The organism is Paenibacillus sp. PvR133 (assembly GCF_017833155.1).
Taxonomy (GTDB): domain Bacteria; phylum Bacillota; class Bacilli; order Paenibacillales; family Paenibacillaceae; genus Paenibacillus; species Paenibacillus polymyxa_B.
In genome coordinates, this window is sequence record NZ_JAFIBS010000001.1 from 3,365,947 (window position 1) to 3,388,959 (window position 23,013).

Genomic DNA, 23,013 nt, shown 5'->3' on the forward strand with positions numbered 1-23,013 from the left:
ACCGATTCATGAATTTAACAATAAAGGCCAAAATGATTCTTAGCGCGATACTGATTCCGAGTGTGATTGCAGCTATGCTGCTGACCAATTACATTTTAAGCGTACATAGTGAGAATGAGTACAAGGATATTATGAGTCGTGAAGAGGCTATTGCGTATAACTCGAAGTCTCTTCAATTTTTGTTAAACGGCATATCTAATGATGAGCGGGCATATTTGCTAACTCGTGATGAACAGTACGGGCGAGAGATCGGAAACAAGCAAAGTGAAGTTGCAAAGTTGCTACAGGAGACAGAAGCTCTGCTTAATACAGGTAATGAGGATTCTAAGAAAAAAATGACTGATCTCAAGACGGGGATTAATACTTACATGAATCAAGTTCATCGTTTACTGACTACAGCGGGGTATCAGAGTACAAGAGACGATGCTTTCCCGCCATTTTCTGATTTGCTCGATGATTTTGAAAACGAACGGGTGTTGCGTAAGCAACTTGATACCAAGGTAGTAGCCTTTGTCAAAGCTCAAGAAGATATGGTAACGGTGAAAGTACAGCAAGCGCACCAAACGATGACGAATACATCCTTGATTACGAGTATTGTAGGACTTCTAGTTATCATTTACAGTATTGTTCAATCCATCGTTTTGATTCGTTCAATTCGTCCATTACACCATATGAATGAGCAGCTGTTGGAAATGTCTGAAGGTGGGGGAGATTTGCGTAGCCGACTGGATATTACGTCCAAAGACGAAATCGGTATGATTGCAAGCTCCTACAACAAGCTTATTGAGGGGTTCCGCAGTATTATAGTGGATGCTCAGGATACGGCGCGTACATTAACCGTAACCGCAGAGCGGGTTAGCGTAAGTACAGAGGAAATGAATCAGGCCAATCGTCATACTTCCGGTGTAATGGAAGAGCTAGCGGCTGGTATGGAGCATCAGGTCGATGATATTACACAAACTACAGATACCGTAAAAGAGCTAGCCCACGAACTGGAGCATATTGCAGCTACGAGCCAGCAGGTGTATGAGTTGTCTGATACAGCCGCTAAAGATGCAGAAGCAGGAGAACAATCTATAGGTCAGGCTATGCTTCAGATGGAGAAGGTAAGCGAAAGTGTAGACAGCTCTGCACGTGCTGTACGTTCACTTAGTGAACAGGCCGAACAGATTGGCATGATCGGAGCTGTTATTACTGGGATAGCCAAACAGACAGGAATGCTGGCGCTCAACGCGTCGATTGAAGCGGCAAGAGCCGGAGAGCAGGGCAAAGGATTTGCAGTTGTAGCCTCTGAGGTAAGAAGATTGGCCGAGCAGGTATCGGTTTCAGCAGCAGAAATCACACAATTTGTGCAAAATATTCAGGAGCATGTTGGAAATGTCGCTTCCAGTATGCAGACAGGGACGGTTGAAGTGCAGTCTGGCGTAAAGGTTATGCAATCCGCAGAAACCGCATTTCGTCAGATTGGAAGTTCCATTCAACTGGTCAGCGAACAGATTCACAGTGTAAATCGGTCTGTAGAACAGATGTCCGGCGGTTCCGAGCGAATGGTGGAAGCGGTGGAACGCATACGTGAAGTAGCAGAGCAGTCGGCAGGGGGAACCCAGAGCGTCAGTGCGGCAGCTGAAGAGCAGCTGGCTTCCATGGAGGAAATTGCATCATCTATTCATACACTGGCGGATATGTCGCAACTGCTGAATGCAAGGGTCGGTGGATTTAAAGTGTAACCGCATAAATCCCCACCAATGTAAACACAATAACATCTGTTGAACGAATCAGAACAGCTGTGTTATTACTTTTGCAAAGGTGGTAACGGGATGCAACAAAATAAAGGGAATCTGCTTGCGTTAGGTTCCATCCCGCTGATGATGACGCTGGGTAATTCCATGCTGATTCCTGTTTTACCGGAAATCGGACGTAAGCTACATGTAAGCTCTTTTCGGATTAGCATGTTGATTACAGTATATGCGGTAGTGGCCATTTTACTGATACCGATTGCGGGCTATCTCTCCGACCGATTTGGCCGTAAGGCGGTGATTGTTCCCTGTCTGATTCTGACTGTGATTGGAGGGGGGATTTCTGCGGCGGGAGCATGGCTGCTTCACGATTCGGCAGCATACTGGACCATAATTGGAGGCCGTCTACTTCAGGGTGCGGGAGCGGCAGGGGCTTTTCCTATTGTCATTCCGCTTGTAGGTGATTTGTACGAAAACGAGGATGAGGCCAGCAAGAACCTGGGCGTCGTCGAGACCTACAACACATTCGGTAAAGTGTTAAGTCCGATCCTCGGTGCCGCGTTGGGAGCAGTTCTATGGTTTTTGCCATTGGCAGTAATTCCAGGACTCTGTCTGATTTCGCTCATTTTGGTGCTTTGGCTGATCCATGTGCCCAAACGTAAGAACCAACCGATTATGTTTCGAGAGTTTGTGGGAAATGTGAAGCGGGTGCTTGCTGAAAAAGGACGCTGGCTCTATGCTATTTTCGCTATGGGCGGTATTTGCATGTTTGTCATTTTTGGCGTCTTGTTTTACTTATCCGACATACTAGAAAGTCGTTACAACCTCCGTGGAGTCTGGAAAGGTTTTGTGCTGGCCATTCCGCTTATTTCCCTCTGTCTGTGCTCTTATGTAGGAGGCAAGATTATCGGCAAGCACAAAAAGCGCATGAAATGGATCGGTTTCAGCGGTTTGGCCATATTGACGATCAGCTTTGCCATTCTCGGATTTCTTCAACATATTTATGCGGTGATTGGGTTGTTTACGTTAGGGGGAGGCGGAATTGGGCTCGCATTGCCTTGTTTGGATGCCCTGATTACGAAGGGAATTGAAAAAGAGGAGCGCGGAACCATTACTTCGTTGTACAGCAGCATGCGCTTTGTCGGGGTATCGCTAGGCCCTCCGGTTGTTTCCTTGCTGCTGGGTCGCAGTGGACATGGTCTGCTCTTTGGCGTGATGGCCGCAGTGGGAGGCATTGCAGCTCTGCTGATGCTATTTGCGGTCAAACCCAAGCAGGATGAACCAACAGATGACAAATCCAGTGACCGTATGAGTGTAAATGAGGAGCTAACAGGGGTGGCCCGAGAAAAGCCTCTTTCTTCCAAGCTAAAACGCAAAACTCCTGCGAAATAAATGAAAAAGCACCCGTTGTCCACACAACCATGGCAACGGGTGCTTTTGATTATAAGCAGTTATAAACTAAATGTATTTGAAAACAATAGCTTTACCCATTGAGAGAAACATGCGATTTAGGCTTACGGCTTGCGATGATTTGTATAACATAGATCAGCAAAAACAGTACAATAAACAGCGAGGAAAGGCGGTACATCCACGCATAATCACTTGCTTTGGCAATAATGCCAAGTATAAGCGCACCGGCTGCAACCCCGAAATCGAGGGAATTGAGAAACATACCATTTGCCATGCCTCTTTGTTTAGGAGATACAATCTGAATCATCCAGGTTTGCAGGGTTGGCTGCATCACACCAAATCCGATACCGTAGCAAAGAGCCGACACATACATGAAATCATCACTGTGCGCGTAGGAAAGCAGGAGCAGACCGCCAATTAAAAAGAGGGAGCCGGGGATGAGCAGTGCTTTTGCTCCTTTTTTGTCATAAATACGGCCCGAGAAGGGACGCACAATCAGCACGGAAACCGCATTAAACAGGAAAAAATAAGCCGGGTGCGCCAGATTTGCTTCATTTCCGTAAAGCGCCATAAAGCTGAGTAATCCGCCATATGTAATAGACATCAGCATGTTCAGTAAGGCGGGAATCCACAGTTTACGGTTAAATGCCGGTTTTCGCCCCTCTTCCAAAGGAATCATAGGGGGTTCGATGTGCCCCTTAGGTAATGTACGAATGAGCCAGTGAGCCAAAGGGAATATAACAATAATGACAGCTGCTGTCGTATAGGCGAGCAGGTTAAAGCTCCCATATTGCAGCATTGAGATGCCAATGGTCGGCCCAATCGACATCGCTAGACTGGTGGATAAACTAAAATACCCCATTCCTTCACCAAGGCGCTTGGACGGGATGACGTCAGAGGCCATCGTTGGAAAAGCCGTACTGCTCATACCGAAGCCGATCCCGAATAACATCCGCATGAGCAGCAGCACTGTAATCGTCGGCGAAACACTGTACCCCAGCGTTCCTGCCAATGCAAACAGCAGCCCCACGAAGATCAGAGTGCTGCGATGCCCTTTTTCCAGCATACGGGCGGAAAAGAGCCGTGCCGCAATCGCACTTAAAGCAAATAAAGTGGTAACGAGACTAACCTGAACGGAACTAGCGTGGAATGTATTTTTCACATAAGAAGGAATAGAGGATAGAATCATCTGTAATTCCAAAAACAAAAATAAATTGGAAACCGTAAGAACAATAAATTCCTTGGTCCAAAGAGGTTGCTTGCTTTGTTGCATATTAATCGTTATCTCCTTGTTTTTCTGATTCGGTCATGTTGGCGTGAATTTGTAAAAGAGTCTGGCGGAATTGCTCCAGATCGGCTGAGGAAATTCTTCTTACAAAATCGTGATTGGCATCATATTCAATAGGAAGAATCTCTTTTACAAGCTGTCGGCCTGCTTCAGTCAAATGAAGTAAATAGGCTCGACGATCCTGAGGGCTATTCACACGCCGTACCCAGCCCTTCTTGTCTAATAAATCAATAATTCGAGTCGTGGTCGGCTGGTCCTTCACGGCCTTAGCTGCAATTTCTTTCTGATTTAAACCCTCAGCCTGATAGATTTGGTACAGAACCGACCATTGCTCTGGGGAAATATCATAAGGCTTGAGACGCTGCAAGAGCTGCTGACTCATTTTGCGGTGAGTAATCCCGAGCAACATCCCAATGGAACAATCGGGAGGCAAGTTATTCATAAGGTACTCCTTTCTGTTTCCCGTACATAAATTACTTTGAAATCAATTAGTTGTTATAACAATTATATGAACAACAAGTTATTTTGTCAAAAAAAGTTGTTCGGCGTTTTTAATTCTGCCATCACTAAAGCCAAAATATAAAAACAGCCCGTAAAATACGGGCTGTTTGGGTTAATGCAATATCGTTTGCCATGACTGGCGAATTAAGCTTTAGGTACAGTTTCCCAGTCCTTCAGGAAGCGTTCGATACCACTGTCTGTCAGCGGGTGTTTCCACAGAGAAGGGAGCAAGGAACCTGGAATGGTGGCAATATGTGCACCAGACAGAGCAGCATCTTCTACATGCTTAATATTACGGATGGATGCGGCGATGATTTCGGATTTCAGACCATGAATGTCCAAAATTTGTCTCAGTTCACGAATCAGCTTCATACCATCAACAGCGATATCATCCAGACGTCCTACGAACGGGCTGATAAAAGTAGCGCCAGCTTTGGCTGCCATCAAACCTTGAGCCGCGGAGAAAATCAGTGTTACATTCGTTTTGATTCCGTTTTTGGTCAGCTCGTTACAAGCATACAAGCCGTCTTCGGTCATAGGAAGCTTGATAACCACGTTCGGTGCCCACTTGGCGATATCATAAGCTTCTTTTAGCATATCTTCAGCCTTCAGACCAATAACCTCAGCACTTACGGGACCTTCAACGATACTGCAAATCTCCTGAATGACTTCCTTGAACACTCGACCTTCTTTAGCGATCAGTGAAGGGTTCGTTGTTACACCATCAACCAGACCCAAACGTTCAATACGTTTGATTTCTTCAATGTTACCAGTATCCAAGAAAAATTTCATTTGATTTCCTCCTCAGGTTTATATAATACATAATACATATCACATGCGATGTACAATAGTTCACTTAAATGTAGCATATTGCACACGTTAAACTTATAATTAGTATGTATTACATCCTTAATTGTGACACATTTTAAATTTGAAAACAAGCTGTCTATGATTAAAATTTGATGAATTGTCGGAAGATGCTGAAATTTACCGATCTATGCTCATTTATAATATATACTACCCCACTTCATAAGGAGGTAATCATTATTCAACTGTCTGAAAGACAGCGGGAAATTGTTGATATTGTCCAGCGTCTGGCACCTGTAACAGGGGATAAAATTGCTGAAACACTGGGACTGACGCGTCCGACTCTCCGTTCTGATCTTGCTCTGCTCGTTATGCTCGGGCTGGTGGATGCCAAGCCGAAGGTAGGCTACTTGCCAGGACGTTACCCCAAATATGATAGTCATATCGGCAACATGCTCAAAAAGCTGACTGTGGCGGATATACTTAGTGATCCGATTTTGATTTCCGGTGACGCTACCGCCTATGATGCGGTGCTGATGCTGTTTCAGCAAAATACAGGCACGCTGATGGTCACAGGGGAGGAGCAGGAGCTCATTGGAATTGTTACGCGCAAGGATTTGCTGAAGGTCATGCTGGGGCATACCGATCTTCACACCGTCCCGGTGACCATGGCAATGACGCGCCGGGCCCAAATGACGACGCTTGCTCCAGAAGACTCTTTACTGGAAGCGATATCAAGACTGATTCGGCATCAGGTCAATTGTCTTCCAGTTTTGGACGAGCAATGTAGCTCCTCAACTCCAATTCAAGGGTTGGTAGGGCGGGTTACGAAAACGGACATCATGAACGCCATTCTGAGCTTGACAGAAGAAAAAACGTAAAAGATGAATAAGGGGGCCTTGTATGTATTGGTTGGCCATGCTGACGATGCTGATTGACCATGTCGGACTTGTGTTTTTTCCGACGGATCCGGCTTGGAGAATTGCCGGCAGACTTGCTTTTCCAATCTATGCCTACGCGCTGTATATGGGGTATACCCGTACCCGAGATATGCGGAGTTATATGCTCCGTCTACTCGGGCTGGCTCTGATTTCTCAGGTGCCCTATATGCTGGCGTTTGATGTATACAGACCGAATGTAATCTGGACGCTACTGGCCTCGTTGCTCGCGCTGGCTGCTGCATCCCGCTTGAAGCATTGGGCGGCTGTAACGGGTCTGTACGTCCTTACAGCTCTGGTCATGGAGTTCAGCCAGATGGATTACGGGGCCTATGGTCTACTGCTGGTTCTCATTTATCGATACACTCGCTCATATATGATGATTGCAGCCCATTTTGCTTTGAACGTTGTGTATGATATGGTGCACCACGCAAATCTCCAACACTTTAGTCTGCTGTCCAGCATTCTGATCGTATGTTTTGCAACGGGAGAGAGCGGATTTTATAGTCGGGTACCGCGCTGGTTGTGGCGCAGCTTTTACCCGGTACATCTGGCTGTTATCGCGGCAATTCGCATCTGGCCCTAATCTACATCTCATACAACAAAAGAACCTTTAAAACCACGACATAAATGGTTTTAAAGGTTCTTTTTTTATCCTTGAATAAGCTAGCTAACGTTTAGGATACCTTGTTAGGACCTTGGGCAAAAGGAAGTGGGCGAAGGGGAGCACCTTCCTTCATGTATTGCACCAATACTTCCGGAATATTGTGTATTCCACCTGCATTGACGCGATAGCCGTTCGTTTGCCCTGGCGAGTTAATCCCACGTTTCACCGTGAACGTAACATCAATTCCCAAGGAACGGCAAATTTCCAGCGTTTCCTTGGTATACCCACCATATGGGAAGGCAAGTACATTCTGATCATTGTGTAGATGCTTGAGCAGCTTCTTGTCAGCCATGCCCAAATCGGTATAAACCCGCTGTTTGAACTCATCCTCGGTTTCCATTCGCCCCAGCTTTTTCGAATACACAGGCCCCATCAGAAGCGGCTTTTGTTTGGTGCGTGCTGTGTTGGAGTACCCGTAAGCATGCTGGTCATTGGTATGATTGTAAAAATCAATGCCTTCGGCATGCATCTGATGAATTTGATCCCATGTCAGCTTTGGAATACCAATGTGTTTGGGATTGCTGATCGTGGACGTAATGAGAAAATTGGTTGCCGGAACCTGATACTTTTTCAACACGGGAAAAGTGTCCGTATAAAAGGACTCATAGCCATCGTCGAATGTCATGAGTACCGCATTATCAGGAACCTTGGCTTTATGTAAAATAAAGTCGGTATACTCTTTCATCGTGATCCAGTGGAAGCCGTTAGCTTTCATTTCGTCCAACTGCCTCGTTAAATTACTAAGCTTGAGAGCGCCGGGATCAGGTGGAGTCTTGGTCACCTCATGATACATCAGGACAATGACTTTGTTTTGGTAATATACTTTATCTGGTGTAGGCGTCAGTGAGAATAAATGGCGTACCAGTCGATCTGCATGAGCTGTACGTGTACGATGAGTCCCTTTAACTGTAGGTGTGTGGTATATGCTACGTGCTTCATACACCAAAATCCCTAAAATAGCCAACAAACTTATGATTAGCAATGTTCTTTTAAAAAAAGTGTGTTTCATTGAATGACATCCCCCGCATGCAAAAAATTCTGAAAGTATAGAGGTTTATACTAAATATGAAACTAGCAAAATCTAGTCTATCATACCGAAAACATGCGGGAGAAATATCACAACTTTGTTACCTCTGTGTTGCTTTTACAGATACCGATGAAGAGGTCGGGAAGTAACCGATCTCGACGGCATGCTGGATCATGTTCCGAATAAAGTTCAGGTCGGTTGCCGGGCATTGAACGCCAGCTTGTTCCAGCAGAGCTGCGGTTACAGAGCATCCGTAACGGTAAGCTGAATCCTTGGCTCCGTCACCTTCCAGTTGTCCCATAGCAAGGTGAAGTGCATCCTCCTGAATGCCGGAAGACGGATTCAGCAGCCAGGCGCTGTAATCGTCAAAAGGCAGGGTTTCTACTGCGTAACCGAGTTGGTTTACCATAGCGATCAGTTCATCATATGGCAATGGGTTCGGATTGCAGATATGGAAAATGCGGTTTGCGCTTTTTTGATGAACGGACAGCTCTACGATAGCACGGCTGGCGTAATCAATCGGTGTGAAGTCCGTATGCCAATCGGCTTGTGGCGCTTTGCCCAGCAGCAGCATCGCCTTCATCATACGGTAATAAGCATTGCTGTCGATATTTCGCTGGAAGCGTCCGTTGGCCGAATGGGCTGTCAAATTGCCCGCGCGATAGATCGAGACAGGCGTACCCGCTTGAGCTGCTTGGAACAACAGCTTCTCCGCCGCGAGTTTACTGTTCGTGTACAGGTTGTCCACGTTCAATTCGTCTGGGAAGGCAGAAAGCTCCAATGCCGACTCCCATTTTCCTTCGTTTGCAAGATCCTCCGGTATCCCCATAGTGGAGACATGATGGAAGGATACTCCCGGCTTGGCTTGGGCGATTTTCAGCAGTTCCAGTGTACCGGTCACATTCGTGCGATCGAAAGCTGCCGAATCACCAAAATGGCGAACGTCAGCGGCGCTGTGAATGATGCCGTCGATTTGGTGCTCCAGCATATGGCGGTCGACGGAAGAGAGACCAAGATCAGCTTGCTCCAGATCCCCATAGACAGCTTTTACCCGTCCTTCGATCAAGCTGGAGATATCTTGTCCAAAATATCCCGTCAATACGGACTGAATACGCTCGATACCGGATGGACCGTCCTGAGAAGGGCGTACCATCGCGTATACTTTGGCTTCTGTCCGTTGAAGCAAGTCATACAGAATGTGCGAGCCCAGATAGCCTGTAGCACCGGTCAACAAGATCACGCGCAAGTCGCGGACCTCAGCTAAGTCAGAAGCACCAGACAACTCAATAGGATGCTCATTCAAGTCCATTTTTTCTTGAGAAATCGCGAGTGGCTTGCGTTGCGGCGTTTGTTCCGTACCTAATTGTTCCACATATTCAGCAAGCTCGCGAACGGTTTTGTAGCGGAAAAAATCTCCGATGCGCAGCGCGCCATAGCGCGGCTTTAGAATAGCCAGCACATGAATGACACGAAGCGAATCGCCCCCGATCAGGAAGAAATCATCGGTAGCGCCAATGTTATTTTTACCAAGCACTTGTGTCCATGCTTCGGCAATGAGTGTTTCGGTTCCTTCTCGGAGAGGTTCCCCGCCAAATGAAAGATCAGACGCTTCCGGCAGTGGCCGCAGGGCCAACTTTTTGCGATCGATCTTGCCAGTTGGTGAAATTGGCATGGCTTCCAGATGAACGACATGGCTTGGTACAAAATAAGAAGGTAGCTTGCCCCCAATATAAGACTGAATAACGTCTTGTGGAATGGATTGTCCATCCGAAGTGGTAAAATAGCCAACTAACATGTTCTGATCTGTGTGATCTTTGACGGCTACTACAGCGACGTCCTGAACACCTGGATGTTTGGAAAAATGGTCTTCAATTTCTCCAATTTCAATCCGATTCCCCCGAATTTTGAGTTGTGAATCCTTGCGGCTTACGTATTCAATCGTACCATCTGGCAGCAGCTTGGCGATATCACCCGAGCGGTACATTTTTTCACCCGGAACAAAAGGATTGTCCACGAATGATTGGGCTGTACGTTCTGGCTGATGGAGATAGCCATGGGCCAATGCAGGAGTAGCAATGCATACTTCACCCGGAATATTGACAGGGCAAAGCTTGTTATCATCGTTAACGATATACACTTTGTAATTGTAAATAGGCTTGCCGATCGGAATATTGACGACATGCTCAGGCACGGCACCACGGACCCGATGGGTCGTCGTTGCTACGGTGCATTCTGTCGGTCCATATACGTTTACGATGTCGGTATCTGTACCGAATTTGCTTTGGAACGCTCGAACTTGTGAGCCGTACAGCGCTTCGCCTGCCACGGTAACAATCCGTACCTTAGCGAGTTTGCGATAGCCTTCGTCTGACAAGTACGTAGATAGCTGATTAAAGAATACGGTCGGCAAAATGGTAATAATCGTCGTGCCTGTACGTGCAATGGCTTCAGCGAATTCTTCAACAGATACACGTTCTTCGGAAGACAGCAAGTACAATTTTGCACCGTAAAACAAGGCTCCAATTGTATCCCAAACGGATGCATCGAAGCTGTAGGTCGCAAATTGGGTCAACACATCCTGAGGTGTAATGTCGCAATCGCGTTGCACGACAGCTCCTAGGTTAACGACACCGCGGTGAGCGATCAGGGCACCTTTCGGTTTGCCTGTAGAGCCGGATGTATAGATGACATAAGCTAGATCATCCGGACTTACATTAACGTTCGGATTGCTTGCAGCATAGCCTGCCAGTGGCCCGTTAATCGCTAAAATTTCTTTTACCGTCTCAATGGAACCGCACAGTTCAGTCGCTTGTTCCATGAGTGCGGAAGTTGTTAAGACAAAAGGAGAACGCGTGTCTTCGACAATGTAGCTACTCCGGTCAGCAGGGTGGGCGGGATCAACAGGTACATATACGCCTCCGGCTTTCAGGATACCAAGCAGTGAAATGACGGTCTCTAAGCTCCGTTCCATGAAGATAGTCACGAATTCACCTTTGGTAAGACCTTTGGATAACAAGACACGTGCGACTTGGTTAGCACGTTCGTTCAACTCACGGTACGTGTACTCTCCAGTGTGTGAAGCAATAGCCGGACGATCAGGGTATTGTGAAGCCGCCTCCTCAAACATTCCATGAATAGTTTGGTGCTCAGGATATTTCACAACTGTATTATTTAAAGCTTCGTGAGCAGCTCGATCCGCATCCGATAATATATCAATGGAATTCACAAGTGCATGGCTGTTGGTTAGCGCGCCACGCAAAAGGGTTTCAAAGTATTCTGCGTATCGGACAACCGTTGTTTCCAGCAAGAGTGATTGATCATAACGTATCTGTATTTGATAAGCGCCATTGTGTTCACTAACAGCCCAGTCCATAATACGGGATTCTACACCGCTGTCCGTAGGCAGATTTGCCGAAAATGAAGTATCGGCTTGTGGTTCCGCAAGGTATGCATTAGGCTCACGGAGCATGTCCTGAAATAAGTCTGCTAGTTCGTGAAAAGTCGTTTCCTTTTCGACTGTCAGCGAAGCTGTAAGCAGACCGGTTTGTGGCACAAATGTAGAAAAAGAAACTTCTTCTTCTGCGGATAGGCGATATACCCATGCAGTATATGCTGATAAGAGCAACGCTTGCTTGTCTTCCGCAGTTTTTTGCTGATTTAATTGTTCCGAGATGGACGCTTCTAACTCTACTTGATAAGTAGAGGATGTATGCTTGCGTTGTATACGTGCACAATCCAAGGGAACTAGGAATGGGGATGGGATTGTCTGTGTGCTGTTTTGTAGTAATGAAGCCATTACGCTAACCTCCTGAATGTATGATGTCTTAATATAAATGATAAACTCAGTAAATGCCTCCGATCCCTTCAAATGCATGAACAGGAGGGAGGCATTACCGAATGATTTACTTATGAAATAAATTTTGGAGTCGATAAATGGTTATTATGATTTGGTACGGTTGGTGTCTGCAATTTTGAAATAAGATGTAATTTCTTGAAGCTCTTCAGACATGGATGTCAATTTATGGGATGAATCAATGATCGAATCCAAAGAAGCTTTTTGTTCCTCCACCGTTCGCACAATGTGAACACTGTTATTGGCTGTTTTGGTTACGGTGGAAGAAAGATCGTCTGCTGTTGCTGTCATTTCCTGTGTACCCGCAGATATTTGCTCAGTAGCACTGGATACTTCTTGGATTTGCCATGCTACATTTTTAGTTGCTTGAAGAATATCATTGAACAGCACGCCTGCTTGTCCGGCAACGACGATTCCGTTTTGAACTTCAACGTTTCCTTGCTCCATCGACTTCACAGCTTGTCCGATTTCACTTTGAATTTCTTCAATCAGGGACGTAATTTGTTTGGTTGCATCCGCAGATTGTTCTGCCAGCTTACGTACTTCACTGGCAACAACGGCAAAGCCTTTACCTTCTTCGCCAACGCGCGCAGCTTCAATAGAAGCGTTCAGAGCGAGCAGGTTGGTTTGACTGGAGATGCCTGAAATGGTACTGATGATATTGCCAATTTCCTGCGAACGACTGTCCAGCAACTTGATGATACGGGAAGTATTGGTTACTGTATCGGTAATCAAGTGCATTTGGGATGATACCTTACCTACAATCTCGTTGCCTTCATTAGAACGTTTCTCTACCGAATTGGCTTCCTCCGCAACATTGGAAGAACTAGTGGCAATATTTTGAATTACCGAAGCCATTTCAGCCATGGCACGTGCACTATCACCTGTTGCTTTTTCCTGCGAACGGATATTCTCCGTGATTTCACTGATGTTTTGATTGATGATGTTGGAATTGATTCCGTTTTGTTCGCAGATTGCGAGTAATTCCTTGGCAGATTCATTGACTTCATCCGTTGTCTGCTTCACTTTGGTCATAATGCTGTTAATATGACTTACCATATTGTTGAAGTTCTGATTCACGAGCCCCAAATCATCATGACCTGCATGAATTTGAACATCCAGATTTCCTCTGCTTACTTCACTGATACCGTACATCAGTTGCTTAATCGGGGACAGCGTGCGCTTCACAACCCAATATTGAAGCGCCAGGCAGATCAGTAGGAAAATCACTAAAATGGTAGCGCCGCTAATGAGCAGCTTGGTCAATCCTGCAGGTACGGCACCGGCATCTGCATCAACTGCAAAATATGCAAAGATTTTGCCACTTGGATCTTTAATCGGAGTCATCAAAGTCGTCCATGTACCAAAAGAATCATCGTAGAAGCTGGTGAATGTTGGTTTGCCACTGTCCAGCATACCGGTTACGCCTACTGCTACGACATTGGGTTGCTCGTACATGGAGCCAACGAGCAGCTTATCTTTTTCAAATGCTTCTCTGAGATCCGTTGGCATCGCCACAATAGATGTTAGATTGCCATTTTCGAGCTCCGTCCCGAAAATATAAGCATGAGAGATATTCGGATTCGTCGCCATGATGTTATCTAGATACGCGCGGAGTTTGGTTTGAACGGGTCCATCATAATTTTTCTCTTGAACCGCTTGGGTTACTTCATTGGAATTAATGCCCTGGGCCCACTTCAATGTGATTTTTTCCACTTGCCCATGCAATTGGTCTATCAAAATCGTACGTTGGATCAAATAACTGGACACAATAAGGACTAGCCCAATCAATACGATGTTGAAGAAGGATAATAATAAGTTTTTGGTGAAGAATGATAAGCTACTCCACTTTTTCAAAATGTTCCACTCCCTGGTTGTATTTTTGTATATGGTGTTGAACCGCTTATCGAATGAGATAATCAAGTCCCCCTTACAAACATATTAATCGAGATCATAGACCCTTGAATTTTAAGTAATAGGTCTTAAGTCCTTTTATAGACAAGTATGATATCCCTATATATATGTCGTACGAAAAGCCCTTGAAATGAATACCTTACACAATAAAAAATTAATTTTTAATAGGTAAACGCTGTCTGTGTTTCAGTATATTCCAATTTATACTTCTACTTGAAATTCGACTTCATTACAGTCCATAAGCAACTATTCAACAGAAACCATCATACTTTATAATAGAGTCAAATGCACTTATCAATTTGGGACATTTTTCATATTTGACGTTGGAAATGCTTGATTTAGCGCGGTTTTTGTGAATTGTTTGCGAAATGAGTCCTTATATCCATGTAAAGAGAAGAGGGATAAGAAGAATGTCCAAGCTTACGATTTTAAAGGTTGAGAGTAATCATGAGGATCTGCATAAGTTGATTCAAAGGCTGGATGAGGACTTGCTGGAAAGGTATCCTGCTGACGAAATTTACTTGGTCGATTTTTCCAATCCGAAAGTTAAAAAAATGGTTTTCGCTGTTGTGTATGTGGACGAAAAACCGGTGGCTTGTGGAGGGCTTAGGCCTATAGATGCGGAAGAAATGGAGCTCAAAAGGTTTTATGTCGATTCTTCTTATCGCAGACAAGGAATTGCGGTGAGTCTATTATCTTTTTTGGAAGAGGAAGCCAGCAAACGAGGAGTTGTAAGAATTAAACTGGAGACCGGAGCGGCTCAACCTGAAGCGATTGCTCTCTATACCAAGCGGGGATACGAACCTATTGAACGGTTTGGGGAGTATGAACACGATGAAAACAGCCTTTGTTATGGTAAAAAGCTGTCTCTGTTATTATAAAGCGTTCTCTTATAAAATGGATGATGATCAATACTAGCCTATATAGCGGGAGAGATGATAATGAATTTGAAGCAAAAAGCGGCCGAAAAAGCAGTTGAGGCGATTCAGGACGGCATGAAAGTAGGACTTGGTACAGGCTCGACAGCCTTTTGGGCTATTCAAAAAATCGGTGAGCGTGTAGCACAAGGATTACATATACAGGCTGTAGCTACATCCCAAGCCTCGGAGGATCAGGCCAGGGAGCTGGGAATTCCCATCATTCCGTTTGATCAGATTGGAAGGCTTGACGTTACCATCGACGGTGCAGATGAAGTGAACGAGCAACTGGTACTGGTGAAAGGTGGAGGCGGAGCCCTGCTGAGAGAGAAAATTGTGGAAAGCAATAGCGACCGATTAATCATTATTGTCGATGAGTCCAAGGATGTGAAGGTGCTGGGTGCATTTCCTTTACCCGTTGAGGTCGTACCCTTTGCCAGTGAGTGGACGTTGGAGGCTTTGCGGGGGACGGGCTGTAAAGCAGAATGGCGTATGAAAGACGGCGAGCGCTTCCTTACGGATAATGGTAATTATATTGCCGATTGTCGCTATGGTAAGATCGAGAATCCGCAGGAATTGGAAATCCGCTTGAATCAAATTCCGGGTGTAGTCGATAACGGACTGTTCATTAATATGGCGGACCAGGTTATTATCGCACGGGCCAATGGACAGATCGACGTCCGTAACAAGTAATGTCTAGGACCCGCCTGCTTCATCATGTGGCATTGATGTTATTGATTTTATATACAGGGCTTCTATTATATTGGATGTTTCTCGGTTTTGGTCGTACATTACGACCAGGCCCCCCGTATTCGTATAATATTGTTCCGTTTGATACGATTAGGCAATACTGGCGGGCAATGGAGTCGTTTCCTTTTCGGGTATGGGGTGTTAATTTGCTCGGTAATATTGGCGTATTTATTCCCTTCGGTATCCTTGTGCCTATCATTTGGGTGTCCATGCGAAGTATAGGCAGTCTGTTGTTAACGATAGTGATCGCACTGGTTATTCTTGAGGTGTCCCAAATGCTACTGGGCGCAGGTACAATGGATGTAGATGACATCATACTGAATGTTCTGGGAGTATTATGCGGCCGTGTTGCCTACGTATTTGTACGTAAGAAGTTAGGGATAACAACATAATCGTCCCGCTCTCTGGATCAGTGCTTTAAGACTGGCTGAGAGCGGGCTTTTTTTACATAATGAACTGTAACCTTCTCATAATAGACGGTAATTCCTCCATTTATAGGCCGTAAGAGCAGGGAAAGGAACGCTTAAACTTGACAAAAGTGCACAATTAAGATATCTTGGAATAAAGATATGAGTAACGGAGGCTGTTAATATGTCTGTAAAACCAGATGATCAGGACTTAGCACTTAATTTGTTCGTTGTTCTGGCTCGTGCTTATAATTCGGTCACGTCCCGTACGAATCGGGACATTCATAGTCATGGATTAAATACAACAGAATTTGGAGTGCTTGATCTGCTGTATTATCGGGGACCACAGCCTTTGCAGAAGATTGGAGAAAAGGTACTAATCTCTAGTGGGAATATTACGTACGTGGTAGATAAACTTCAGAAAAAAAACTTGCTTACCCGTCGTGCATCACAAGATGATCGGCGTGTGATTTATGCAGAATTGACTGATGATGGACGTCATTTCTTTGAGCAAATATTCCCGCAGCATCATCGTGTCATTATGGAGACCGTAGATGGCTTATCTGTGGAAGAGAAAGAGCAGGCTATTCATCTGTTAAAAAAGCTTGGACTAACGGCTGAGGGGCAGAAGAGTAACGTATCATAAATTGTGCGTATGCAGGTTAAAACTGCTTTTAGATAAAATACCGACTTCTCGGTATTTTATTTTTTTGTCGTATTTTGGGGAGTAGGGTTAATGTAGAGACGCAAATCAGGTATAATTGTCTAATAGTCACGTCTGGAACAAATCCCCAGTATCTGTTTCGAATACAAATACCTTGTCGGGGAAGGAGCTGTACATGAGTATACAGCAATATACCGCAGGTGAATCGCTATTGATGCAAGCAGGAGCTTTGGCTGAATTAGTTACCCATAAGCAATACGAATTACAGCCCGATCTTTTGCAGCGTTTTGGGGATAACGGTAAAATAAAGACAAAACAGGATTCTATATATAGTTTGAACTATTTAGCTGAAAGTGTAATCATGAACAGCCCTATTTTATTTACACAGTATGTTTCCTGGTTAAAAAAGCTTCTGGAGGGTTTCGGCATAACCCAAGAAGATTTGAGCATCAATTTCAGATTAATCCAGGAGACGTTGATAGAGCACTTCGATCATACGGATAAAACCATGGTGCTGGAGCATCTGGATTTGGGGATACAGCAAATTGGAAAGAAAGAGGAGTATGCCTCTTTTATTACAGATGATAATCCTTATGCTGCTAATGTGACTCAATATTTGGTATATTTACTCTCAGGTAATCGCAGACAGGCTTTGGATTGGATCGTCCGTTTGCTGGATGAGGGTATCTCTATTCAACATACGTATAAATATATTTTTCAAATTTCGCAATATGAAATAGGCCGTCTATGGCATGAAGGCAAAATCACCGTCGGTCAAGAGCATTTTTGCACTGCCGCGACTCAATTTATTATTTCCAGCCTGTACCCCAGATGGATGGGAAGTGGAAGTAAGGAACGTTGCCTCATGGCGGCGTGTGTAGGCAGCGAGCAGCATGAATTTGGTCTGCGTATGCTGGCTGATATATTTGAAATGGATGGTTGGGATACGTATTATTTAGGTGCCAATGTACCTAACCGGAGTCTGCTTCAGGCCATTGTGAGTTACAAGGCGGATGTGGTAGCTATCTCAGCTACCATGGCTTACCATGTCCATCTAGTGAAAGAGTTGATTGCTCTCATTCGGCAAGACCCAACGACTAGCCATGTGAAAATTATGGTCGGAGGCTTGCCTTTTAATCTCGATTCCCACTTGTGGCAGGAAGTAGGGGCGGACGGATACGCACCAGGTGCGGAGGAAGCACTGGAGGTTGCAGATGACTTACTTTCGCTCAGGAAATAAGGTTAGTTTTGTGAACCTGTTAGTCATTTTGTAAAGGGGGCCTTTTAATATGAAGGAACCGACAGCAGAAATGGCTGTCTTGCGGAAAACGGTCGAACAATTAACGGATGAGATTGTGAAAAGCAAGGCTGAGGAAGAAAAGCTGCTGAATGAATTTTCATCAATGAACAACGAACTGGTCAATCTGCAGCGTCAGCTTGCCAAAAGTAATGCGGAATTAACACGGACGAAGGAAGAAGCGGTACGGGCTAATGACCTAAAGAGCACTTTTCTGGCTGTGGTTAGTCATGAATTCAGAACGCCAATGAATGGAATACTTGGAATGATCGAAATGTTAGGTTCATCCAAACTTTCCCCAGATCAACGGCAGGCCATCGGTGTGATACGTGAGTCAGCCTCCCTGTTGTTGAACATGATTAATAATCTGCTTGATATATCCAAAGTGGAAGCAGGACAGATGGAACTGGAGATCGGAAATGTCAGAGTTCAGGCGATTATGAGCCACGTTGCTCAGTTGTTGGAGCCACAAATCTATCAGATGGGTAACCGATTGAGTATAGAGACCGATACCAGTGTGGCAGAGCATCTGGAGGGAGATTCGGCAAGGATCATGCAGATTTTGCTCAATCTGTTGAACAATGCGAATAAATTTACGAGTGACGGATTGCTCATCGTTCGAACAAAATTAGTGGAGGAAACAAAAGATTCCCAACGTGTTCGGTTTGAGGTGCAGGATTCGGGTATTGGGATTTCACCGGAGGATCAGAATAAGCTGTTTCAGCCCTATGTACAGGCCGGTGAAGGAAGCGCATCCCAATATGGAGGAACGGGTCTGGGGCTATGGATATGCAGTTCATTTGTGGAACTCATGCAGGGAGAAATTGGGGTCGTCAGTGAAGAAGGCCAAGGCTCTACGTTCTGGTTTGAAATTCCCTTCATGAAAGGATCGGAGCAGGCAGACGAAATGGAGAAGCATGAAACTGGTGATTTGAAGGTATTTAGCGAGTTGCTGCGTGAGCACAGTCATTCTCAAACTATTTTGGTGGCTGAGGATAATCGGGTAAATCGTCAGGTGGTGCAATTACAGCTTAACCACTTGGGATTCCAGCATATTGATTTTGCTGAGGATGGACAAGCTGCTGTAAGAGCGGCCTCCGAACGATCCTACGCTTGTATTCTAATGGATCATCATATGCCTCTGCTGAATGGTCATGATGCGGCGAAAGCGATCCGCCAGCGGGAAGCAGAAAACCAGCAACCACCTGTGCCAATCATTTCTTTGACCGGAAATGTGTCCGAGGAGGATCAGGCACGGGGCCAGGAGGTTGGAGTGAACGATTACTTGATGAAGCCAGTAACGATTGAAAGGCTCTCTGAAAAGCTTGTCAAATGGCTTCCAAAGCCTGAAACCGAGCCGATTTTGGATGAGGAAGTTATACGTGAAATTATGCTGCTGGACGAGGATGGCAGCACGGGACTACTGGAGTCATTGGTCGAAATGTATACTAGTGATACACCTGCCAAAATCAATAGGTTAAGAGAACTAGCTAATGCGGGCGAAGCCACAAAAGTAGTAGAGGCTGCTCATGAGTTGAAATCAGGCAGCGTGAGTCTGGGTGTCGGGCGTTTGTCCTCGTTGCTGTCCGATATTGAACAGCTTGCACGGGAGAACCGACTTGAGAATGCGAAAGCGAAGTTGTCTGCGCTCCAATCTGTCTATCAAGCAACGTGTTTAGAGCTGGAAAGCTATATTCACCAGTGCTAGACAGGTTTCCCCCTTGTTAGACTTGCATACGGAAGGAGGACGTAAGAGACATATATGAAAGAACAGTTACGTTCCATTCACCCGCTGGCCTGGACGATTATTGTCGGTACAATTTTTGGACGGATGGCGACATCCATGAGTATCCCATTTTTGTCTATTTACCTTACCACCCGTCTAGGGGTGTCCCCCTTTCATACGGGGGTGATCGTATCGGTCAGCTCGTTGGTCGGCATTTTTGCCAGCTTTTACGGTGGATATATTTCAGATCGAATCGGACGGCGTAAGGTGATGCTGGTGTCCATTGCGAGCTGGGCGCTTGTATTCGTTGCTTTTGCGTTGGCGGAAGCGGCCTGGGCCTTTTTTGTCATTAATGCTCTGAATGGACTGTGCAGATCCTTGTTCGAGCCAACCTCACGGGCACTGTTATCAGATGTAACCCCGAAGGAGAAAAGACTGCTTATCTACAATATGAGATATGCAGCCATTAATGTTGGGGTGGTGGCAGGGCCGTTGCTTGGTTTAATGTTAGGATCTGCATCCACGGGTACGCCGTTTATGGTAGCTGCTGGTGTGTACGCATTGTACGGGGTACTGTTGTTGATCCAATTTGCCCGGTATGCATCGGATCTGCATATAGGCACAACGGCGGGAGAGGCTCCACTGCGGATGGGCGAGGCATTCCGTACAGCCAGCCGTGATCCGGTGTTTATGCCGATTTTGCTGGGAACGGTATTTTGTGTGATGGGCTATGCTCATTCCAATTCCACAATGCCTCAATTCTTGTCCTTATCCTTCGCAGAAGGAACCCGATGGTTTACATACATGCTGACGGTCAACGCGGTTTGTGTATTGGCATTTCAATATCCGCTGGTGCGATTGGCAAGTCGATTTTCCCCGGTGAATTCCTTGATTGCAGGGAATATATGTATTGCGGTCAGCCTGTTGCTGTGCGGTATGCTAAACTCAGGCTGGATGTTTATACTGGATATGGTGCTGTTTACGGTTGGTGAAGTGTTATTGTTCACGATGCTGGACGTACTGATTGACCAAATTGCAGATGCTCAATATAAAGGGACCTACTTCGGTACAATCGGCTTTAATAATTTGGGAAGCGTGCTGGCTCCTTTATTTGGTGGCTGGTTGCTGGATATCTATGGTCAAACGGCGCCGCTTGCCGTTTTTGTTCCGGTTGCCCTGTCGGTTGTGATTGGAATTCCGTTCCTTCTGGTCGCACGCCGCCGTCTGGTGCAGCGTACAGCACGGATCGCGGCTCAAGGAGGAGAATCGGTGCAGCAACTGTCATCATAAAAAGGGAGTTGAGTGCAGGATGAAGTCGGAAGAAAATGTGCTACGAATCATACAATATATGAATGATCCGCAGGTACTGCAAGACTTGCGATATGTGCGAGAGCTGAAGTTGCCGCAAGGATGTATTGCCGCAGGCTATGTACGTAACCGGGTTTGGGACAAGCTCCATGGCTATACAACTGCTACACCTTTAAACGATATTGATGTTATTTACTTTGACCCGAAAAATACGCTAGAGGAACGAGATGAGTATCTAGAATTGTCCTTGAACCGTAAGCAGGCCGGACGTAACTGGTCTGTCAAAAATCAGGCTCGGATGCATATTCGCAACGGGGAGGCTCCTTATTCCTCGATAGAGGATGCGATGAGCCGCTGGCCAGAGACGGCAACGGCTGTGGCGGTTAGATTGAATGACAAGGATCAAATAGAGGTCATTTGTCCGCATGGATTGGAAGATCTGCTGGATATGCGGGTACGGCAAAGTCCTTTGTTTCGTCACACAACGGCTTTTCGTCAGCGTGTATTTGAGAAGCAGTGGCTTGATAACTGGCCGTTGCTTATTATGGAGAATTAGAGGTAATCCTAATTTCAGGATATTAAGGAGAGACGACATACAATGTTTAAAAATATAAAAACAGATTCAGATCGTGAGGAGGTTCTGGAGCTGTTAACCTACGCTGTGCTGGATCATCCTGAACGCGGAGAAGCAGCTTTACGTACCTATCAAGCCTCGGATGACTGGAAGCTGTTCGGTGTAGAAGATGAAGGACTTATTGTAGGTATTGTTGGCTTTGAGGAGCAGGAGGATGGAACAACCGTAATTCGCCATCTGGCCGTGTTGCCTGAAAACCGTCATAGAGGATATGCCAGAGGTATGCTGCTTACGCTTATTCAGGAGCGTAATCCGAAACGGCTTACTGTGGACACGGATGCGGAGGGGGCAGATTTCTTCCGCAATGTGGGCTTTGCCGTATATGGATCAGAGGATTTGCCGGATGGTGGACAATTCCATTGTGTATATGAAATAGACGAAGAATAAGCGAATCTCCGGGTCCCGCGTTCCTCTTTCTACATAAGATATGTTATGTAGAAAAAGGGAGGTGGGTTTCATTGGCGTACCACTATACAGCGATTGGAGATTCTTTAACAACAGGTGCGGGGACGTTGCTGAGCGGCGGATTTGTACCTATCTATCGGCGAATGGCAGAAAGACATCTCCGTACGCCAGTCAGTTACGAGAATCTGGGAATCAACGGGCTGACATCGCAGGAGTTGCTGTCAATGGTCCGCAACAATCCGCTTTTTCGGTCGGCGCTCAGCCGGGCTGAACTTATAACGGTAACGATCGGCGGGAATGATCTGCGCCCATACATCAGCGCCCTTGCTGGAGATTCCGGCTTGTCGGGTTCCTCCATTCCGCAAGCCCTGAATCACACCAAAGAACATGTGCGCCAAATTGTACATGCCCTGTATCAGATAAAGTCCGGTCAGCGTGAGCCATTTATCATCCGAATGGTGGGATTATATAATCCTTTTCCAGGGGTAAGGGAGGCGGGAGTGTATGTGCGCCAGTACAACTCGTTTCTCTACACATTGGGCGGACCCAATTACCGGGTGGCGAACATTTATCCCGCATTTGAGGGCTATGAACGGGCACTGCTTTCGTTAGACCGGGTGCATCCGAACAGTCGTGGTTATCGCGTGATTGCAGAAGAACTGAATCGGCTTGGTTATGCGCCGTTACGGTGAGCGTGAGAGGATGCTTTGGATCGGACAAAGTATATTAAAGAAAGAGGTTCATGATGGCAGTAGATCTGACTA

20 protein-coding genes are annotated in these 23,013 nt (G+C 45.8%); 14 read left to right on the forward strand and 6 right to left on the reverse strand.

Annotated features, from left to right (window positions below):
- Window positions 1-8 precede the first annotated feature (8 nt).
- Together JOE49_RS14905 and JOE49_RS14910 are read left to right on the forward strand one after the other, a co-directional pair.
- Window positions 9-1,727 carry a methyl-accepting chemotaxis protein gene (locus tag JOE49_RS14905; RefSeq protein ID WP_076294894.1) on the forward strand — a complete coding sequence of 573 codons (1,719 nt, stop codon included), beginning with the start codon at window positions 9-11 and terminating at the stop codon, window positions 1,725-1,727.
- A gap of 90 nt (window positions 1,728-1,817) precedes the next feature.
- On the forward strand, window positions 1,818-3,128 hold the full coding sequence (locus JOE49_RS14910) for an MFS transporter (protein ID WP_028542766.1): 1,311 nt from the start codon (window positions 1,818-1,820) through the stop codon (window positions 3,126-3,128).
- A gap of 91 nt (window positions 3,129-3,219) precedes the next feature.
- Here JOE49_RS14910 and JOE49_RS14915 read toward each other — a convergent pair whose 3' ends face one another.
- From JOE49_RS14915 to fsa, 3 genes are all read right to left on the reverse strand, one after another.
- Window positions 3,220-4,419 (reverse strand): MFS transporter, encoded by a 1,200-nt coding sequence (locus JOE49_RS14915; RefSeq protein ID WP_075154062.1) that lies wholly within the window; start codon window positions 4,417-4,419, stop codon window positions 3,220-3,222.
- Window position 4,420: 1 nt separating this feature from the next.
- Complete coding sequence (locus tag JOE49_RS14920) at window positions 4,421-4,876, reverse strand: MarR family winged helix-turn-helix transcriptional regulator (RefSeq protein WP_023988117.1); 456 nt, start codon at window positions 4,874-4,876, stop codon at window positions 4,421-4,423.
- 203 nt (window positions 4,877-5,079) lie between these two features.
- A complete protein-coding gene (gene fsa / locus JOE49_RS14925; RefSeq protein WP_013309811.1) occupies window positions 5,080-5,727 on the reverse strand; it encodes a fructose-6-phosphate aldolase in 648 nt (215 codons plus the stop codon).
- Between the two features lie 185 nt (window positions 5,728-5,912).
- On the opposite strand from fsa, the gene JOE49_RS14930 reads away from it, so the two are divergent.
- Together JOE49_RS14930 and JOE49_RS14935 are read left to right on the forward strand one after the other, a co-directional pair.
- On the forward strand, window positions 5,913-6,623 hold the full coding sequence (locus tag JOE49_RS14930) for a CBS domain-containing protein (RefSeq protein WP_034095015.1): 711 nt from the start codon (window positions 5,913-5,915) through the stop codon (window positions 6,621-6,623).
- 22 nt (window positions 6,624-6,645) lie between these two features.
- Complete coding sequence (locus tag JOE49_RS14935) at window positions 6,646-7,266, forward strand: TraX family protein (RefSeq protein WP_028542763.1); 621 nt, start codon at window positions 6,646-6,648, stop codon at window positions 7,264-7,266.
- Window positions 7,267-7,357: 91 nt separating this feature from the next.
- On the opposite strand, the gene JOE49_RS14940 is transcribed toward JOE49_RS14935, so the two are convergent.
- The 3 genes from JOE49_RS14940 to JOE49_RS14950 form a co-directional block, all read right to left on the reverse strand.
- Window positions 7,358-8,356, reverse strand: a complete 999-nt coding sequence (locus tag JOE49_RS14940; protein WP_209941698.1) for a polysaccharide deacetylase family protein — start codon at window positions 8,354-8,356, stop codon at window positions 7,358-7,360.
- A gap of 118 nt (window positions 8,357-8,474) precedes the next feature.
- The gene (locus tag JOE49_RS14945) at window positions 8,475-12,170 is read right to left on the reverse strand and encodes a non-ribosomal peptide synthetase family protein (RefSeq protein ID WP_209941700.1); all 3,696 of its coding nucleotides are present in this window, start codon (window positions 12,168-12,170) and stop codon (window positions 8,475-8,477) included.
- Between the two features lie 144 nt (window positions 12,171-12,314).
- Window positions 12,315-14,084, reverse strand: coding sequence for a methyl-accepting chemotaxis protein (locus JOE49_RS14950; protein WP_209941702.1), 1,770 nt, complete (start codon window positions 14,082-14,084; stop codon window positions 12,315-12,317).
- Window positions 14,085-14,551: 467 nt separating this feature from the next.
- On the opposite strand from JOE49_RS14950, the gene JOE49_RS14955 reads away from it, so the two are divergent.
- The 10 genes from JOE49_RS14955 to JOE49_RS15000 all read left to right on the forward strand — a co-directional run bounded on the left by JOE49_RS14955 (window position 14,552) and on the right by JOE49_RS15000 (window position 22,941).
- On the forward strand, window positions 14,552-15,022 hold the full coding sequence (locus JOE49_RS14955) for a GNAT family N-acetyltransferase (RefSeq protein ID WP_028542760.1): 471 nt from the start codon (window positions 14,552-14,554) through the stop codon (window positions 15,020-15,022).
- 60 nt (window positions 15,023-15,082) lie between these two features.
- Window positions 15,083-15,751 carry a ribose-5-phosphate isomerase RpiA gene (rpiA, locus tag JOE49_RS14960; RefSeq protein WP_023988124.1) on the forward strand — a complete coding sequence of 223 codons (669 nt, stop codon included), beginning with the start codon at window positions 15,083-15,085 and terminating at the stop codon, window positions 15,749-15,751.
- Entirely contained in the window at window positions 15,751-16,200 is a 450-nt protein-coding gene (locus tag JOE49_RS14965; RefSeq protein ID WP_023988125.1) for a VanZ family protein, read from the forward strand. The genes rpiA and JOE49_RS14965 overlap by 1 nt, the downstream gene beginning before the upstream one ends.
- A 199-nt stretch (window positions 16,201-16,399) precedes the next feature.
- Window positions 16,400-16,861, forward strand: a complete 462-nt coding sequence (locus JOE49_RS14970; RefSeq protein ID WP_160790245.1) for a MarR family winged helix-turn-helix transcriptional regulator — start codon at window positions 16,400-16,402, stop codon at window positions 16,859-16,861.
- Window positions 16,862-17,054: 193 nt separating this feature from the next.
- Window positions 17,055-18,119: a cobalamin B12-binding domain-containing protein gene (locus JOE49_RS14975; protein WP_209941704.1), complete on the forward strand. Its 1,065-nt coding sequence runs from the start codon at window positions 17,055-17,057 to the stop codon at window positions 18,117-18,119.
- A gap of 49 nt (window positions 18,120-18,168) precedes the next feature.
- Window positions 18,169-19,884, forward strand: a complete 1,716-nt coding sequence (locus tag JOE49_RS14980) for an ATP-binding protein (RefSeq protein WP_209941706.1) — start codon at window positions 18,169-18,171, stop codon at window positions 19,882-19,884.
- Window positions 19,885-19,938: 54 nt separating this feature from the next.
- Window positions 19,939-21,192, forward strand: coding sequence for an MDR family MFS transporter (locus tag JOE49_RS14985; RefSeq protein WP_013309823.1), 1,254 nt, complete (start codon window positions 19,939-19,941; stop codon window positions 21,190-21,192).
- A gap of 19 nt (window positions 21,193-21,211) precedes the next feature.
- Window positions 21,212-21,766, forward strand: coding sequence for a nucleotidyltransferase family protein (locus JOE49_RS14990; protein ID WP_023988129.1), 555 nt, complete (start codon window positions 21,212-21,214; stop codon window positions 21,764-21,766).
- A gap of 42 nt (window positions 21,767-21,808) precedes the next feature.
- A complete protein-coding gene (locus tag JOE49_RS14995; protein WP_023988130.1) occupies window positions 21,809-22,231 on the forward strand; it encodes a GNAT family N-acetyltransferase in 423 nt (140 codons plus the stop codon).
- A 71-nt stretch (window positions 22,232-22,302) separates the two neighbouring features.
- The gene (locus tag JOE49_RS15000) at window positions 22,303-22,941 is read left to right on the forward strand and encodes a GDSL-type esterase/lipase family protein (protein WP_023988131.1); all 639 of its coding nucleotides are present in this window, start codon (window positions 22,303-22,305) and stop codon (window positions 22,939-22,941) included.
- Window positions 22,942-23,013: the final 72 nt, after the last annotated feature.

Excerpts from the sequence above, each read along its gene's own strand:
- JOE49_RS14905 (WP_076294894.1), top strand. The coding sequence starts at position 9 with ATGAATTTAACAATAAAGGCCAAAATGATTCTTAGCGCGATACTGATT.
- JOE49_RS14910 (WP_028542766.1), top strand. The coding sequence starts at position 1,818 with ATGCAACAAAATAAAGGGAATCTGCTTGCGTTAGGTTCCATCCCGCTG.
- JOE49_RS14915 (WP_075154062.1), bottom strand. The coding sequence starts at position 4,419 with ATGCAACAAAGCAAGCAACCTCTTTGGACCAAGGAATTTATTGTTCTT.
- JOE49_RS14920 (WP_023988117.1), bottom strand. The coding sequence starts at position 4,876 with ATGAATAACTTGCCTCCCGATTGTTCCATTGGGATGTTGCTCGGGATT.
- fsa (WP_013309811.1), bottom strand. The coding sequence starts at position 5,727 with ATGAAATTTTTCTTGGATACTGGTAACATTGAAGAAATCAAACGTATT.
- JOE49_RS14930 (WP_034095015.1), top strand. The coding sequence starts at position 5,913 with ATGCTGAAATTTACCGATCTATGCTCATTTATAATATATACTACCCCA.
- JOE49_RS14935 (WP_028542763.1), top strand. The coding sequence starts at position 6,646 with ATGTATTGGTTGGCCATGCTGACGATGCTGATTGACCATGTCGGACTT.
- JOE49_RS14940 (WP_209941698.1), bottom strand. The coding sequence starts at position 8,356 with ATGAAACACACTTTTTTTAAAAGAACATTGCTAATCATAAGTTTGTTG.
- JOE49_RS14945 (WP_209941700.1), bottom strand. The coding sequence starts at position 12,170 with ATGGCTTCATTACTACAAAACAGCACACAGACAATCCCATCCCCATTC.
- JOE49_RS14955 (WP_028542760.1), top strand. The coding sequence starts at position 14,552 with ATGTCCAAGCTTACGATTTTAAAGGTTGAGAGTAATCATGAGGATCTG.
- rpiA (WP_023988124.1), top strand. The coding sequence starts at position 15,083 with ATGAATTTGAAGCAAAAAGCGGCCGAAAAAGCAGTTGAGGCGATTCAG.
- JOE49_RS14965 (WP_023988125.1), top strand. The coding sequence starts at position 15,751 with ATGTCTAGGACCCGCCTGCTTCATCATGTGGCATTGATGTTATTGATT.
- JOE49_RS14970 (WP_160790245.1), top strand. The coding sequence starts at position 16,400 with ATGTCTGTAAAACCAGATGATCAGGACTTAGCACTTAATTTGTTCGTT.
- JOE49_RS14975 (WP_209941704.1), top strand. The coding sequence starts at position 17,055 with ATGAGTATACAGCAATATACCGCAGGTGAATCGCTATTGATGCAAGCA.
- JOE49_RS14980 (WP_209941706.1), top strand. The coding sequence starts at position 18,169 with ATGAAGGAACCGACAGCAGAAATGGCTGTCTTGCGGAAAACGGTCGAA.
- JOE49_RS14985 (WP_013309823.1), top strand. The coding sequence starts at position 19,939 with ATGAAAGAACAGTTACGTTCCATTCACCCGCTGGCCTGGACGATTATT.
- JOE49_RS14990 (WP_023988129.1), top strand. The coding sequence starts at position 21,212 with ATGAAGTCGGAAGAAAATGTGCTACGAATCATACAATATATGAATGAT.
- JOE49_RS14995 (WP_023988130.1), top strand. The coding sequence starts at position 21,809 with ATGTTTAAAAATATAAAAACAGATTCAGATCGTGAGGAGGTTCTGGAG.